This window comes from Pantoea sp. C1E2, from assembly GCF_056491465.1.
Map to the genome: position 1 here is coordinate 2,115,332 of NZ_JBSZHT010000002.1, position 15,217 is coordinate 2,130,548.

Here is a 15,217-nt window from a genome sequence, read left to right on the forward strand (position 1 = left end):
CAATCTTACCTATGACTCTGTTGGAACAGCTTGCCCGTCAGGCCGATCGTCGTAGCCGGCGCTGGCTTATGCTGCTCGGTGCCGCTCTGCTGTTGCTGTTTGTACTCAGCCTGTGCGCCGGAGACAGCTGGATATCACCAACCCAATGGTTTTCCTCCAACGGTGAACTCTTCGTCTGGCAGTTGCGCTTACCGCGCACGCTGGCCGTGCTGCTGGTGGGGGCTGCGCTGGCGGTGTGTGGCGTGGTGATGCAGGCGCTGTTCAACAATCCGCTGGCTGAACCCGGCTTACTTGGCGTGTCCAATGGCGCCGGCATTGGGTTAGTGCTGGGTGTGATGCTGGGCAATGGCTCACTGTGGAGCCTGGCGCTGGCAGCAATGGCGGGAGCGTTATTGATCACGCTGATACTGCTGCACTTCGCTCATCGCCAGCTTTCCGTCAGCCGCTTATTGCTCACCGGCGTGGCGCTCGGCATTATCTGTAGCGCAGTGATGACATGGGCCGTGTACTTTAGCACCAGCCTCGATCTGCGGCAGTTAATGTACTGGATGATGGGCGGCTTCAGCGGCATTGACTGGCGCTATGGCTGGATGATGCTGGCGCTGTTGCCGGTCACTCTGCTGCTGACCGCGACCGCGCGGACGCTGAATTTACTCGCGCTGGGGGAAACTTCGGCGCGTCAGCTGGGCCTGCCGTTGCTGTTGTGGCGCAACCTGTTAGTGCTGGCGATGGGCTGGCTGGTCGGCACCAGCGTGGCGATGGCCGGCGCAATAGGCTTTGTCGGATTGGTTATCCCCCATCTGTTACGCTTAAGCGGTTTTAGCGATCATCGTTACCTGCTGCCCGCCTCGGCGCTGGCAGGGGCTGCGGTGCTACTCGGTGCAGATATTATCGCCCGACTGGTGCTGACGTCTGCGGAGTTGCCGATTGGCGTGGTCACGGCCACGTTAGGGGCACCGCTGTTTATCGTGCTATTAGTGAAATCTTCGCGCTAGCGTTGGCTGGCATCTTGGTCTCAACAACAGGAATCGACAATGAGCATTTATCAGACAGAACTGGTTACCCTGGACGGCGAAAAAACCACGCTGGCAGAGTATCAGGACAACGTACTGCTGGTGGTTAACGTAGCGTCAAAATGTGGGCTGACGGCGCAGTATGAGCAGCTTGAGTCACTGCAGAAAGCCTGGCAGGACAAAAGCTTTAGCGTGCTGGGTTTCCCCTGCAACCAGTTTTTGGAGCAGGAGCCGGGCAGCAACGAAGAGATTAAAACCTTCTGCAGCACCACTTACGGTGTGACTTTCCCGATGTTCGACAAAACCGATGTGAACGGTGCAGATCGTCATCCGCTGTATGCGCAGTTAACGGCGGCACAGCCTGAAGCCGAACGTCCTGAAGGCAGCGGTTTCCTCGAGCGTATGGTGAGTAAAGGTCGCGCACCTAAAGCCGAGGGCGACATTTTGTGGAACTTCGAAAAATTCCTCATCAACAAACAGGGCAAGGTGATTGCACGTTTCTCTCCGGATATGACGCCTGATGATCCGATCATCCTGAAACGCGTTGAGCAGGCGCTGGCAGAGTAAATGTTGTTGCAGTGTCAGGGAGTCAGCGTCGCGGGACGTCTGGCTCCTGTTGATTTCAGCGTCGACGCGGGCGAGTGGGTGCATCTGGTTGGCCCTAACGGCGCGGGAAAAAGCACGTTACTCAGCGTGCTGTCGGGATTATTGCCGGCGAAAGGTGTCATCCAGCTCGCAGGAGAATCGCTGAATACTCTAAGCGGTTCTGCGCTAGCTCAGTGGCGTGCCTGGTTACCGCAGCAACAGGTGGCGTTGGGCACCATGCCCGTGTGGCACTACCTTCGTATGCATTTCTCTTCGGCGTCGCCGCAGGCCGATGTCACACTCAATGATGTGCTGGCGCAACTCAGCGTGCAGGACAAATTAACCCGTAAACTGACGCAGCTCTCCGGTGGTGAATGGCAGCGTGTGCGGCTGGCGGCCGTGGTGATGCAGATCCATCCGGCGATCAATCCTCACGGCAAGCTTTTAATTCTGGATGAGCCGATGACGGCACTGGATGTCGCGCAGCAGCGAGCCGTGGATAAATTGCTGCTCCAGCTGTGCCACGCGGGTATTGCGGTCATTGCCAGCGGCCACGACCTCAACCACAGCCTGCGCCATGCTGACCGGGTAGGATTGATGCATCAGGGGGAAGTGGTGATGCAAGGGCGTGCTCGGGATGTCTTGACCGCCGCCAATATGGCGCCGTTATATCAAACGGAGTTTGAACAATTCGATACGCCGCAAGGCCCTCTGCTGTTTATTCCCTGAATAACATTGCCTGCTAAGCAGATTTGCCGCTAAAGTGTCAGCCGGGCGACGGAGTTAGGGACATTCTGATGCGAATAACGGTATTTCTTCTGATAATGCTGCTGGCTGGATGTAGTAGCCATCGCGCGCCGCCGCCCAATGGCCGCCTGTCTGATTCCATCACCGTGATTGCCCAACTTAACGATCAGCTAGGTCGCTGGCGCGGCACACCTTATCGCTACGGCGGATTAAGTCGCGGCGGTGTGGATTGCTCTGGCTTTGTTTATCTGACCTTCCGCGATAAATTCGACATGCAGCTGCCGCGTTCTACTGTCGACCAGACCGATATTGGCACCCGCATCGATAAAAGTGATTTGCTGCCTGGCGATCTGGTTTTCTTTAAAACCGGTAGCGGTGAAAACGGCCTGCATGTAGGTATTTATGATACCGATAACACTTTTATCCATGCCTCCACCAGCCAGGGCGTGATTCGCTCTTCGCTGGATAATGTCTATTGGCGCAAAGTATTTTGGCAGGCACGTCGTATCTGAATGTTTACCATACCAGTGCTAAATGACGTATTCTCCCCAGGGTTTTCCCGGCCTGAGAATTATTGAATTCTCCCCAAATTTAACTCTCATTTAAAATGGCACTTTACCTGAGCCCGCTTTAATACTAAAAATAAGGCTGAATTTATTTAATCAGTATGGACAATAACCCCGGCTATTTGGCTTAAGTTTTATTTATGGCTTAAAACGGTTTAATCAGGCATAAAATTGCGTCTCTTCTAACGTTTGGTCCTATTGCCTGACCGTTTTCATTGATATACGATGCGCCAATTGCCACTGCTTCTGGCTGCTAAAATGAAAGTCCATTTATCTGCCGACTATCAGTCGGAAACCTGGTTCTATCCAGTTTATACCCTGGCGGGCCAGCTGACTGCGGTCGAGCTGGTAACGCAATTCGTTCACGACAGCGCACCTATTACGCTGCCGCAGGATTTGCTGTTGCCGCAATTAGACGATGCACAGCAATTACGCTTAATGCAGAGCCAGCTTTCTTTGCTGGAAAAGTACCGTGACTTTTTTGAGCTAAATCAAATTACCGCTTTGGTTCGTATTGATGATTCAATGGCGTTGTCGCTGCTTGAAAGTGAATTTCTGTTAAGGAAATTTAAACAACTTCCTTTTATTATTCTCGATATTAGCGAAACGTTTCCGCAATTAGCGCGCGGAAAAGCGCAGCCATTGTTGGCAGCGTTACAGCAGGAATTCCGTTTATCGCTTTCTCAATTCGGTGCGGGTAAAGCGCCTGCAACCGCAGTTTACGATAATCTGTTTAGTGTGCTGAAACTGGATAAAGCCTTTATCCAGAGCCTGGCTAAACGTGCATCCTTTACACCTTTTATACAAACGGTGATCGATAATTTCGCTGATAATGCCGACCAGATTATTATCTGTGGTATTGACGATAATCACATGCTCGAGAAGGTCAGTACGTTAAACGGTGCTAATCTGCAAGGCAGTTTGTTCCCGGTTGTCAAAGCGGAACGGTTAGGCGATCTTATTTATCCTGATGCCACTCTGCACACTCCCTCTCAGCAGTAGTCCTTTCAACTGTCATCAGCGCACGCTCAGCGTTACACTGATCGCTAATCTATAAACTCACTGTTGGTGCTTTTCTTGTGCACCTTCTGGAGTAGTGATGCGATTTATTAATAGCTGGCAGCAAGAGCTGCCGGGATGCTATACGGCGCTAATGCCAACGCCGCTGGAAGGCGGACGTCTGTTTTATCACAACGCGCCGTTAGCGGCAGAGATGGAACTGGATGCCGGATTGTTCACGGGGCAAGGCCACGGCGTCTGGAGCGGTCGTGAATTGCTGCCGGGCATGGCACCGCTGGCGCAGGTGTATAGCGGACATCAATTTGGCGTGTGGGCCGGGCAACTGGGCGATGGGCGTGGCATTTTGCTGGGTGAGCAGCAACTGACGAACGGTCGTAAACTCGACTGGCATCTGAAAGGGGCCGGATTAACGCCGTATTCGCGTATGGGCGATGGCCGGGCGGTGATTCGTTCCAGCGTCCGAGAGTTCCTGGCTTCCGAAGCGCTGCACCATCTGGGGATTCCTACCACCCGCGCGCTGGCACTGGCGATTGGCGATGAGCCGGTACTGCGCGAAACGCAGGAACGCGGTGCGATGTTGATGCGCATCGCCGAAAGCCATCTGCGGTTTGGCCACTTTGAGCATTTTTACTATGGCGGCGAGCAGGAAAAAGTCCGGCAGCTAGCGGATTACGCCATTCGACATCACTGGCCGCAGTTAATCGATGACGCTGACCGCTATGTGCTGTGGTTTACCGATATCGTGAAACGCACCGCCAGCCTGATTGCCCAATGGCAGAGCGTAGGCTTTGCGCATGGCGTGATGAATACCGATAACATGTCGATCCTCGGACTGACGCTGGATTACGGTCCGTATGGTTTTCTTGATGATTACCAACCCGAATTCATCTGCAATCACAGCGATTATCAGGGGCGATACTCCTTTGAAAATCAGCCGATGATTGGTTTGTGGAATCTCAACCGTCTGGCACATGCATTGTCAGGATTGATGAGCACGGATCAGCTGAAACAGGCGCTCAGCCACTATGAAACGGAACTGATGCGGGTTTGGGGCGAGAAGATGCGCGCTAAACTTGGCCTTCTGACCGCCGATGGCAATGACAACGCGATTCTGACGCAACTGCTGTCATTGATGACGCAAGAGCGAAGCGATTACACCTTTACCTTCCGCTTACTGAGTGAAACACAGCAGCATCAACAGCGATCGCCGCTGCGTGATGAATTTGTCGATCGCGAGGCGTTTGATCGCTGGTACGAAAGTTATCGCCAGCGTCTGCTGCAGGATGAGGCATCAGATGATCAACGCCAGCAGGTGATGAAAGCGGCGAACCCGGCGCTGGTGTTGCGCAACTATCTGGCACAGCAGGTGATTGAGGAGGTTGAGCAGGGTGAGAAGGCGGCGCTGGAGCGGCTCCATCTGGCATTACAGCAGCCATTTAATGATGCGGCCGTCAGCGCAGAGTTACGCCAACGGCCGCCAGAGTGGGGCAAAACGCTGGAAGTGAGTTGCTCCAGCTAGTCTGATTAAAAACGGCTGTCGACGGCGGCAGCCAGTTTTTCCAGCACTTCTGCGCTGTCTTCCCAGCTCAGGCAGGGATCGGTAATGGACTGACCGTAGTTTAACGGCTCACCGCTCACCACTTTCTGATTACCTTCCTGCAGGAAACTCTCAATCATCACGCCCGCGACCGCACGTGATCCCGCACGAATTTGTGCTGCCACATCATCTGCGACGTCGCGCTGACGACGATGCTGCTTGAGGCAGTTACCATGGCTAAAGTCGATGATCAGCTGCTCCGGCAAATTAAAATCACGCAGATTTGCGGCAGCGGCCGCAACATCTTCGGCGTGGTAGTTAGGCTGACGGCCACCGCGCAGAATCACATGACCGTGCGGATTACCGCTGGTCTGGTAAATCGTCATCTGACCGTGTTTATCCGGTGAGAGGAACATATGACTGACGCGCGAGGCGCGAATGGCATCCACCGCGATTTGCACATTGCCGTCAGTGCCGTTTTTGAATCCGACCGGGCACGACAGCGCCGATGCCATTTCACGATGGATCTGACTTTCAGTGGTGCGTGCACCAATTGCGCCCCAGCTGATCAGGTCGGCAATAAACTGGCCGATCACCATATCAAGGAACTCGGTGGCGGTCGGCATACCGGTGGCGTTGATATCCAGCAGCAGTTTGCGTGCAATGGCGATGCCGCGATTGACGTCGAAACTGCCATCCAGATCCGGGTCTGAAATCAAGCCTTTCCAGCCTACTACCGTGCGCGGTTTTTCAAAGTAAGCGCGCATCACGATTTCCAGACGATCCTGGTAACGCTCGCGTAAAACGTTCAGGCGTTCGGCATATTCCAGCGCGGCTTTGGGATCGTGTAGCGAGCACGGGCCGATAATCACCAGCAGGCGGGGATCTTCACCGGTTAAAATGCGTGCAATACGTTGGCGCGCAGTCGTGACGGTGGCAGCCACCTCCGGCGAAATGGGGTGTTCTTGCGCAAGCGCAGCGGGCGTTAGCAGGCTGCCGATGCGTGCGGTACGCAGTTCATCAGTCTTGTTCATTGGGATTCTCAAAATCTGTTCTTCGCAGCGGTGAAATACCGGGAAGTGATGGTGGTCACAATAAACCAATAGGCCGCGAATTCAACCCGCTAAAAAGAAAGGTGAGTGAAACAGGACGGAAGCCAGGCTTTACGGCCTGGCATACAGATCAATACATGCTGCGACGCAGACCCATAATGTCGAGGATTTTGGTGGCAATCTCTTCTACTGAATAGTTGGTACTGTTGAGGTAACGAATCTGATGCGTGCGGAACAGGGCTTCCACTTCGCCCACTTCCAGGCGGCACTGGCGCATTGAGGCATAACGGGTATTCTCTGCGCGTTCCTGACGAATCGCCGCCAGACGTTCCGGATCGATGGTTAATCCAAAGAGTTTATGTTGATGGGCGCGCAAAGCCGGCGGCAATTTCAGGTTATCCATATCATCGGCAATAAAAGGATAGTTGGCCGCACGCACACCAAACTGCATCGCCAGATAGAGGCTGGTGGGCGTTTTGCCACAGCGAGAAACACCCAGCAAAATCACCTGCGCATCTTCCAGTCCACGCAGCGAGATACCATCGTCATGCGCCAGGGTGTAATCGATGGCGGCGATACGCGCGTCATATTTGCCGAGATTGCTCGCCGTCAGGCCATGGGTCCGGTGTGCCACCGGCATGGAAGAAACGCCAAGTTCACTTTGCAGCGGCCCCACCAACGCCTGCACGATGTCCTGACAAAAGCCTTCGCTTTCCAGAATGATTTCACGCACATCCGGGGTAACGATAGAAAAGAACACAATTGGGCGCACGCCGCTTTGCTGGTACAGCGCGTTAATCTGCGCCTTCACCGCTTGGGCACGCTGGACATTCTCCACAAACGGCAGGGTCACACTGTTGATATTCACGGGGAATTGCGACAGCACGGCATGCCCCAATACCTCCGCGGTAATGGCGGTGCCATCTGAAATGTAGAACACACTGCGCTCAGTGCTCATTGGCGAAATCCCCTCTCATTTACTTTTACGTAACAATGCCATTGCTGATATTTCATTTTAATTAAAAATAAAATGAAATATCCATATCGTCGGCGCTATCTACTGGCAATTAATTTGTGTGATGACCAATATTAGATGAAATGCTGTTTTGAAAACGGCTATTTCCCCGCAATTTTTATCACAAGGTAAAAATAAAGTCTGAATGCGTTGCGCAACAAAAAGCAATGGCTAACTCTCTGAAAAGGGGAAAAATATCGTTGCGGCAATTTATCTGCGTTAATAAGCCTGTTGCGCAACGCGATCGCTTACAGGTACTAGTCCGATTTTGCGTTTCTTTTTCTGCTTTAACGATTCAACACTTAGTCTTTATTTATTGATTGTGCCAGGCTGTTTTGGCGAATAGCAAAATGTTCCATGTGCTCCAATCATTTAAATGAAGGATAATCTCAATGTCCAATCAAGACCAACAGTCGCTAGTGCTCTGGTACAACCAGCTTGGCATGCATGATGTTGATCGCGTGGGTGGCAAGAATGCCTCCCTGGGAGAAATGATTACTAACTTGTCGTCACTAGGCGTCTCCGTACCAAACGGTTATGCCACGACATCTTACGCCTTTAATCTGTTTCTCGATCAAAGCGGACTGAACCAGCGCATTTATGATTTGCTGGACAAAACGGATATTGATGATGTTGAAGAGCTGGCTAAGGCCGGTAAACAAATTCGTCAATGGGTCGTGGATACGCCATTCCTGCCTGAACTGGAAGAGGCGATCCGCACTGCCTACGAGCAACTTTCCTCTGATGATGCCGACGCTTCCTTTGCGGTGCGCTCGTCCGCTACCGCCGAGGATATGCCCGATGCCTCGTTTGCGGGGCAACAGGAAACCTTCCTTAACGTGCAGGGCTTTGATGCGGTGCTGGTGGCCGTGAAGCACGTGTACGCTTCCTTATTTAACGACCGTGCGATTTCTTACCGTGTGCACCAGGGCTACGACCATCGTGGCGTTGCCCTGTCCGCTGGTATTCAGCGCATGGTGCGATCCGACCTCGCGTCTTCCGGCGTGATGTTCACCATTGATACCGAATCCGGCTTCGACCAGGTGGTCTTTATCACCTCGGCGTTCGGTCTCGGTGAGATGGTGGTACAGGGTGCGGTGAACCCGGATGAATTCTACGTGCACAAACCGACGCTGGCAGCCAATCGCCCGGCGATCGTGCGACGTACCATGGGTTCCAAAAAAATTCGCATGGTGTATGCCGATTCTCAGGAACACGGTGAGCAGGTGCGCATTGAAGATGTCGATCAGGAACAGCGCGATCGCTTTAGCCTGACCGACGAGGAAGTGCAGGATCTGGCGCGCCAGGCGGTGCTGATTGAGCAGCACTACAAGCGACCCATGGACATTGAGTGGGCAAAAGATGGCCACACCGGCAAGCTGTTTATCGTACAGGCGCGTCCTGAAACCGTGCGATCTAACGGCCAGGTGATGGAGCGTTATACCCTGCAGGGCAAAGGCAAGGTCATGGTCGAAGGTCGTGCTATCGGCCATCGCATTGGTGCGGGTGAAGTGAAAGTCATTCACGACATCAGCGAAATGCATCGCATCGAGAAAGGTGACGTACTGGTCACTGACATGACCGACCCGGATTGGGAACCGATCATGAAGAAAGCCTCAGCGATTGTGACCAATCGCGGCGGTCGTACCTGCCATGCGGCGATCATCGCACGTGAGCTGGGTATTCCTGCGGTCGTCGGCTGTGGCGATGCCACCGATCACTTAAAAGATGGCCACAAAGTGACGGTATCCTGTGCCGAAGGCGATACGGGTTATGTTTATCAAGACCTGCTGGACTTTGAAGTCACCAGCTCGCAGGTAGACACCATGCCGGACCTGCCACTGAAAATCATGATGAACGTCGGTAACCCGGATCGCGCCTTTGACTTCGCTTGCCTGCCAAACGAAGGTGTCGGTCTGGCGCGTCTCGAGTTCATTATTAACCGTATGATCGGCGTGCACCCGAAAGCGTTGCTGGAATTTGACCAGCAAACGCCTGAATTGCAGCAGCAGATCCGTCAGATGATGAAAGGCTTCGATGATCCGGTTGAGTTCTACATCGCACGTCTGACGGAAGGGATCGCCACACTGGGCGCCGCCTTTGCGCCTAAACGCGTGATTGTGCGTCTTTCTGATTTCAAAACTAACGAATACGCCAACCTGGTGGGCGGCGAGCGTTACGAGCCGGAAGAAGAGAACCCGATGCTGGGCTTCCGTGGGGCGGGTCGCTATGTAGCGGACAGCTTCCGCGACTGCTTCGCGCTGGAGTGCGCAGCCGTGAAACGCGTGCGTAATGAAATGGGTCTGACCAACGTTGAGATCATGATTCCATTTGTGCGTACCGTTGAACAGGCGGCGGCGGTGGTCGAGGAACTCGGTAAGCAGGGCCTGAAGCGCGGTGAAAACGGTTTGAAAGTGATTATGATGTGTGAGATCCCGTCAAACGCCTTGCTGGCTGAACAGTTCCTGCAGTACTTCGATGGCTTCTCTATCGGATCGAACGATATGACGCAGCTGGCGCTGGGTCTGGATCGCGATTCTGGCGTGGTTTCGGCGTTGTTTGATGAGCGCAACGAAGCGGTGAAGGCGCTGCTGTCGATGTCGATTCAGGCCGCCAAGAAACAGGGCAAATACGTTGGGATTTGCGGCCAGGGTCCTTCAGATCATGAAGACTTCGCTGCATGGCTGATGGAGCAGGGCATTGATAGCCTGTCTTTGAACCCGGATACCGTGGTGCAAACCTGGTTAAATCTGGCGGAATTGAATGCGGCTAAGCACTAATCAGGCATCAATTAGGACGCGTTCGGGGTAAATCTGAAGCGTCCATGATGAAATCATTAAGGCCAGCGCTGCTGGCCTTTTCTTTATCCATAAAAAATGCAAAAAAAAAGCCCATCACAGGGGATGGGCAAAGACTACACACAGCAATTCTTCACTCTACTCAGGGGAAAAAGGTTGTTTAAAAATCAGTGGTTTGATCTCAAACTTAGGATTCATGTTATTCATCAGGCCTGCTGGCGTCTTTAAGAATCCTCTTATTAGTTTAAAGCTGATAATCTTTTCTTCGCCCTTTTAACGGTTGCGCCTGATGATTCAGTTCGAAAAATAATCATTCCGTTAGCGAAATCCACCTAAAGCGCCTAAATCTGCGTTTTTTCTTAAAAATCGCTTATGGAAAAAAATAAATGTTGTGGGCAATTGTGTGGCGGCGATTAACAAGTTTTCAGCGCGGTGGATTAGACAAATCGGCAGCGGAAGAGGAAAGCGGTGCAATTGGCTGCACCGCTGATTGGCAGGGTCTGCTTTAAGGTTGCTCTTCCTCATGCTCGGCAAGGGCTTCGATGGCTGTTTGCGGGTCATCATCCGGAGCGGGCGCTTCATGCATCCACACAGATACCAAACGATAGGATACGGCTAGAACCACCGGGCCGATAAACAGCCCAATCATGCCGAAGGCGATCAATCCCCCGATAACACCGGAAAGAATCAAAATCATCGGCAAATCCGCGCCCATACGAATCAGCATCGGACGCAATACGCTATCAAGCGTGCCGACCACGCAACTCCATACCAGCAGTATCGTGCCCCAGGTGGTATCGCCACTCCAGTAGAGCCAGATGATGGCCGGCACCAGCACCACTAACGGCCCAAGCTGCACCAGGCACGTCAGAATCATCAGCACGGTGAGCAAGGTGGCATAGGGGATGCCTGAGATTGCCAGACCAATGCCGCCCAGCACACCCTGTACCAGCGCCGTCACCACTACGCCCAGCGCCACGGCACGAATCGCCTGACCGGCCAGCAGTACGGCGGCATCGCCACGAGGTCCGCCCATGCGATAAGCAAAGTGACGAATACCCTGACCGACCTGCTCACCGCGCCAGTAGAGCAGGACGCTAAACAGCAACATCACGGCCAGATGAATCATAAAGCGGCCAAAGTGGCCGGCCTGCGCTACGAAGAAGCCCGTGGTGCGACCAATATAAGGCTGCAGCTGGTTCAAAATTGCCGTACCGCCGCCATCGACCATTTTGTGATAGCTGGAGTAGGTTTTGTTGCCGACATAAGGAATTTCGCGCAGCCAGACAAAATCCGGGAAAACCAGATGACGTTGGGTGGCCCAGGCAATCACCGGCGCGCTGTTATCGATCAGGCTACTCACCAGCAGGGCAATCGGAATAATAAACAGCAGCAGTAACAGAATGGTCATGGCGATCACCGCCAGCGATCGCCGTCCCCACAGCAAATGCTGCAAACGGATCATTAATGGCCAGGTCGCAATCACCACCATGCTGGCCCAGGCAAAGCCCAGGATAAAGGGCTGTACCACCCACAGACAGGCAATGATCATGATGAGCATGAACATCAACGAGAACAGCAGTTGCGGTAGATCCATACCGCGTTGCAGGCTTTTCATCACAACGTTTTGACCTCAATTAATCCTTCATGGTGGACCGCACAGGCCCTGATCAATGATGATCTATTTCCTGAAAATTAAACAGAAAAAAGCAGGCGTCGCGGAGCTCTTTCCTGAAAAAACAGCAGGCGATAAAAAAATATGATAAAACCAATGGTTGAAAAAAATAACCACGCAAACGTTTACAACATCTCGGTCACGCAATAATGATCCCACAGATTTCCCAGGCGCCAGGCCTCGTTCAACTGGTGCTGACATTCCTGCAGTCATTAAAAGAGCAAGGCTTTACCGGCGATACCGCCACCAGTTATGCCGATCGTCTCTCGCTTTCTACCGATAACAGCATTTATCAGCTGTTGCCTGATGCTGCGCTATTTCCGCGTTCGACGGCGGACGTAGCACTGATCGCGCGGCTGGCGGGTGAAACCCGGTTTAAAAGCCTGGTCTTCACCCCGCGCGGCGGCGGCACCGGTACCAACGGCCAGTCACTTAATCAGGGCATCGTGGTCGACATGTCGCGCTACATGAATCGCATCCTTGAAATCAACCCTGAACAGGGCTGGGTGCGCGTAGAAGCGGGAGTGGTTAAAGACCAGCTCAATGCCTGGCTCAAACCTTATGGTTTCTTCTTCTCGCCGGAGCTTTCCACCAGTAACCGCGCCACCTTAGGCGGTATGATCAATACCGATGCATCCGGGCAGGGTTCGTTGGTCTACGGCAAAACCTCAGATCACGTGGAAGGGCTGAGGGCAGTTCTGCTCGGCGGCGATATCCTTGATACCCGCGCGATGCCTACAGAACTGGCTGAGCAACTGGCGACAACGCCCACGGCAGAAGGGCGTATCTATCATCAGGTGCTGAATCGCTGTCGCGATCAGCGTGACCTGATTCTGGATAAATTCCCTAAGCTTAACCGCTTCCTGACCGGTTATGACTTGCGTCATGTGTTCAGCGATGACCTGCAAACCTTCGATCTGACACGCCTTTTATGCGGTGCAGAAGGGACACTGGCCTTTATCGCCGAAGCGCGCCTGGATATCACGCCAATCCCTAAAGTGCGCCGTTTGGTGAACATCAAATACGACTCCTTTGACTCAGCGCTGCGTAATGCACCTTTTATGGTGGACGCCAAAGCGTTGTCAGTGGAAACCGTTGACTCAAAAGTGCTGAATCTGGCGCGTGAAGATATTGTCTGGCATTCGGTTAAAGAGCTGATTACCGATGTGCCGGACAAGGAAATGCTCGGCCTGAATATTGTTGAATTTGCCGGTGATGATGGCGAATTGATTGAGCAGCAGGTCAACAGCCTGTGTGCACGGCTGGATGAGCTGATGACGCAGCAGCAGGGCGGCGTGATCGGCTATCAACTGTGTAACGATTTAGGCGGTATCGAGCGCATCTATAATATGCGCAAAAAAGCGGTGGGCTTGCTGGGTAACGCCAAAGGGCGCGCCAAGCCGATTCCGTTTGTGGAAGATACGGCGGTTCCGCCGGAACAACTGGCGGATTACATCGTCGATTTCCGTGCCTTGCTCGACAGCCATGGCCTGAGCTACGGCATGTTTGGCCACGTGGACGCCGGTGTGCTGCACGTACGTCCGGCGCTGGATATGTGCGACCCGCAGCAAGAGATGCTGATGAAGCAAATCTCCGATGAAGTAGTGGCGCTGACCGCGCGCTACGGTGGACTGCTGTGGGGTGAGCACGGCAAAGGTTTCCGCGCGCAGTACAGCCCGGAATTTTTTGGCGAGACGCTGTTTAACGAACTGCGCGCCATTAAAGCCGCCTTTGATCCCGATAATCGCCTGAACCCTGGCAAGATTTGTACCCCGCTTGGCAGCAACGAGCCGATGATGCAGGTGGATGCAGTAAAGCGCGGCACTTACGATCGTCAGATTCCGGTCACGGTGCGCAATGAGTGGCGTGGTGCCATGGAGTGTAACGGCAACGGCTTATGTTTCAACTTTGATGCGCGTAGCCCGATGTGCCCGTCGATGAAAATCACCCGTAACCGCATTCACTCACCGAAAGGTCGCGCGACGCTAACGCGTGAATGGCTGCGTTTGCTGTCAGAGCAGGGGGTTGACCCTTCGCAGCTGGAGCAGGCGCTGCCGAAACAGGGCGCCAGCCTGCGTACCCTGATCCAACGCACGCGTAATTCCTGGCATGCAAAGCAGGGTGAGTACGACTTCTCGCATGAAGTGAAAGAGGCAATGTCGGGCTGTTTAGCCTGCAAAGCCTGTTCAACCCAGTGCCCGATTAAGATCGATGTGCCGAGCTTCCGTTCACGCTTCCTGCAGCTTTATCACACACGCTATCTGCGTCCGATGAGCGACCATATGGTGGCGACGGTAGAGAGTTATGCGCCTTTGATGGCCAAAGCGCCTAAGGTGTCCAACTTCTTCCTTAAGCAGCCGTGGGTGCGCGATCTCAGTAAAACGCACATTGGCATGGTCGATCTGCCGTTGCTCTCCTCTCCAAGCCTGAAGCAGCAGCTGGGTGGACATCCGGCCATGAGCGTGACGCTGGAACAGCTGGAGGCGATGGATATCGCACAGCGTGAAAACTGTGTGCTGGTGGTGCAGGATCCGTTCACCAGCTATTACGAAGCACAGTTGGTCACCGATTTCGTGAAATTGATTGAAAAGCTCGGTTATCGTCCGGTGTTATTACCTTTCTCACCGAACGGTAAAGCGCAGCATGTGAAAGGTTTCCTGCAGCGCTTTGCGCGCACCGCCGGGAAAACCGCCGAGTTCCTTAATCGTGTCGCCAAATTGGGGATGCCGATGGTTGGGGTCGATCCCGCCACGGTGCTCTGTTATCGCGATGAGTATCAGGAAGTGCTCGGTGAGCAACGCGGTGAATTTAAGGTGCAACTGGTCCACGAATGGTTGCAGCAAGCTTTGGATGCGCGCGCGGTACAAACTGCCGGCGGCGAGGCCTGGTATCTGTTTGCGCACTGCACTGAAGTCACTGCGCTGCCTTCAACGCCGAATCAGTGGCAGGACATCTTTGCGCGTTTTGGTGCGAAGCTGGAGAACGTCAACGTCGGGTGTTGCGGTATGGCGGGGACGTACGGACATGAGAGCAAAAACCTCGAAAATTCGCTGGGCATTTACGAACTCTCGTGGCATCCGCAGTTACAGAAGCTGCCACGTCAGCGTTGTCTGGCAACCGGCTTCTCGTGTCGCAGCCAGGTTAAACGCGCCGAAGGCAACGGCATGCGCCATCCGCTGCAAGCATTACTGGAAATGATGTAAACAAAT

Annotated in this window: 11 protein-coding genes and 1 other RNA gene; 8 read left to right on the forward strand and 4 right to left on the reverse strand. The window is 53.6% G+C overall.

Translation table 11 applies throughout. The features are described 5' to 3' along the window. The first annotated feature begins 11 nt into the window (after positions 1-11). The 6 genes from btuC (at position 12) to ACXI0A_RS10370 (ending at position 5,450) form a co-directional block, all read left to right on the forward strand. The gene (btuC, locus tag ACXI0A_RS10345; RefSeq protein WP_476149027.1) at positions 12-995 is read left to right on the forward strand and encodes a vitamin B12 ABC transporter permease BtuC; all 984 of its coding nucleotides are present in this window, start codon (positions 12-14) and stop codon (positions 993-995) included. Positions 996-1,034: 39 nt separating this feature from the next. After that, complete coding sequence (locus tag ACXI0A_RS10350; RefSeq protein WP_476149025.1) at positions 1,035-1,580, forward strand: glutathione peroxidase; 546 nt, start codon at positions 1,035-1,037, stop codon at positions 1,578-1,580. Then, positions 1,581-2,327, forward strand: coding sequence for a vitamin B12 ABC transporter ATP-binding protein BtuD (gene btuD, locus ACXI0A_RS10355; protein WP_476149023.1), 747 nt, complete (start codon positions 1,581-1,583; stop codon positions 2,325-2,327). A 68-nt stretch (positions 2,328-2,395) separates the two neighbouring features. After that, a complete protein-coding gene (locus ACXI0A_RS10360; protein ID WP_200571625.1) occupies positions 2,396-2,857 on the forward strand; it encodes an NlpC/P60 family protein in 462 nt (153 codons plus the stop codon). Between the two features lie 312 nt (positions 2,858-3,169). After that, complete coding sequence (locus ACXI0A_RS10365; RefSeq protein WP_476149022.1) at positions 3,170-3,913, forward strand: EAL domain-containing protein; 744 nt, start codon at positions 3,170-3,172, stop codon at positions 3,911-3,913. A gap of 97 nt (positions 3,914-4,010) precedes the next feature. Beyond that, positions 4,011-5,450: a protein adenylyltransferase SelO family protein gene (locus ACXI0A_RS10370; RefSeq protein ID WP_476149020.1), complete on the forward strand. Its 1,440-nt coding sequence runs from the start codon at positions 4,011-4,013 to the stop codon at positions 5,448-5,450. 5 nt (positions 5,451-5,455) lie between these two features. On the opposite strand, the gene ACXI0A_RS10375 is transcribed toward ACXI0A_RS10370, so the two are convergent. Together ACXI0A_RS10375 and ppsR are read right to left on the reverse strand one after the other, a co-directional pair. Next, positions 5,456-6,502 carry a 3-deoxy-7-phosphoheptulonate synthase gene (locus ACXI0A_RS10375; protein WP_476149019.1) on the reverse strand — a complete coding sequence of 349 codons (1,047 nt, stop codon included), beginning with the start codon at positions 6,500-6,502 and terminating at the stop codon, positions 5,456-5,458. A gap of 148 nt (positions 6,503-6,650) precedes the next feature. Continuing rightward, the gene (ppsR, locus tag ACXI0A_RS10380) at positions 6,651-7,478 is read right to left on the reverse strand and encodes a posphoenolpyruvate synthetase regulatory kinase/phosphorylase PpsR (protein ID WP_058959746.1); all 828 of its coding nucleotides are present in this window, start codon (positions 7,476-7,478) and stop codon (positions 6,651-6,653) included. A 449-nt stretch (positions 7,479-7,927) separates the two neighbouring features. On the opposite strand from ppsR, the gene ppsA reads away from it, so the two are divergent. Then, positions 7,928-10,315 carry a phosphoenolpyruvate synthase gene (ppsA, locus tag ACXI0A_RS10385; RefSeq protein WP_476149017.1) on the forward strand — a complete coding sequence of 796 codons (2,388 nt, stop codon included), beginning with the start codon at positions 7,928-7,930 and terminating at the stop codon, positions 10,313-10,315. Positions 10,316-10,414: 99 nt separating this feature from the next. Here ppsA and rprA read toward each other — a convergent pair. Together rprA and ydiK are read right to left on the reverse strand one after the other, a co-directional pair. After that, an RNA gene (rprA, locus tag ACXI0A_RS10390) (antisense sRNA RprA) lies at positions 10,415-10,523 on the reverse strand. A 315-nt stretch (positions 10,524-10,838) separates the two neighbouring features. Beyond that, complete coding sequence (gene ydiK / locus ACXI0A_RS10395; RefSeq protein ID WP_476149015.1) at positions 10,839-11,951, reverse strand: AI-2E family transporter YdiK; 1,113 nt, start codon at positions 11,949-11,951, stop codon at positions 10,839-10,841. Positions 11,952-12,157: 206 nt separating this feature from the next. Between ydiK and ydiJ the strand changes: the two genes are divergently transcribed. After that, on the forward strand, positions 12,158-15,211 hold the full coding sequence (gene ydiJ, locus ACXI0A_RS10400) for a D-2-hydroxyglutarate dehydrogenase YdiJ (protein ID WP_476149014.1): 3,054 nt from the start codon (positions 12,158-12,160) through the stop codon (positions 15,209-15,211). Positions 15,212-15,217 lie beyond the last annotated feature (6 nt).

Coding starts and splice junctions, on each gene's coding strand:
- ACXI0A_RS10370 (WP_476149020.1), top strand. CDS start 4,011: ATGCGATTTATTAATAGCTGGCAGCAAGAGCTGCCGGGATGCTATACG.
- btuC (WP_476149027.1), top strand. CDS start 12: ATGACTCTGTTGGAACAGCTTGCCCGTCAGGCCGATCGTCGTAGCCGG.
- ACXI0A_RS10365 (WP_476149022.1), top strand. CDS start 3,170: ATGAAAGTCCATTTATCTGCCGACTATCAGTCGGAAACCTGGTTCTAT.
- btuD (WP_476149023.1), top strand. CDS start 1,581: ATGTTGTTGCAGTGTCAGGGAGTCAGCGTCGCGGGACGTCTGGCTCCT.
- ppsR (WP_058959746.1), bottom strand. CDS start 7,478: ATGAGCACTGAGCGCAGTGTGTTCTACATTTCAGATGGCACCGCCATT.
- ydiJ (WP_476149014.1), top strand. CDS start 12,158: ATGATCCCACAGATTTCCCAGGCGCCAGGCCTCGTTCAACTGGTGCTG.
- ydiK (WP_476149015.1), bottom strand. CDS start 11,951: ATGAAAAGCCTGCAACGCGGTATGGATCTACCGCAACTGCTGTTCTCG.
- ACXI0A_RS10375 (WP_476149019.1), bottom strand. CDS start 6,502: ATGAACAAGACTGATGAACTGCGTACCGCACGCATCGGCAGCCTGCTA.
- ACXI0A_RS10360 (WP_200571625.1), top strand. CDS start 2,396: ATGCGAATAACGGTATTTCTTCTGATAATGCTGCTGGCTGGATGTAGT.
- ppsA (WP_476149017.1), top strand. CDS start 7,928: ATGTCCAATCAAGACCAACAGTCGCTAGTGCTCTGGTACAACCAGCTT.
- ACXI0A_RS10350 (WP_476149025.1), top strand. CDS start 1,035: ATGAGCATTTATCAGACAGAACTGGTTACCCTGGACGGCGAAAAAACC.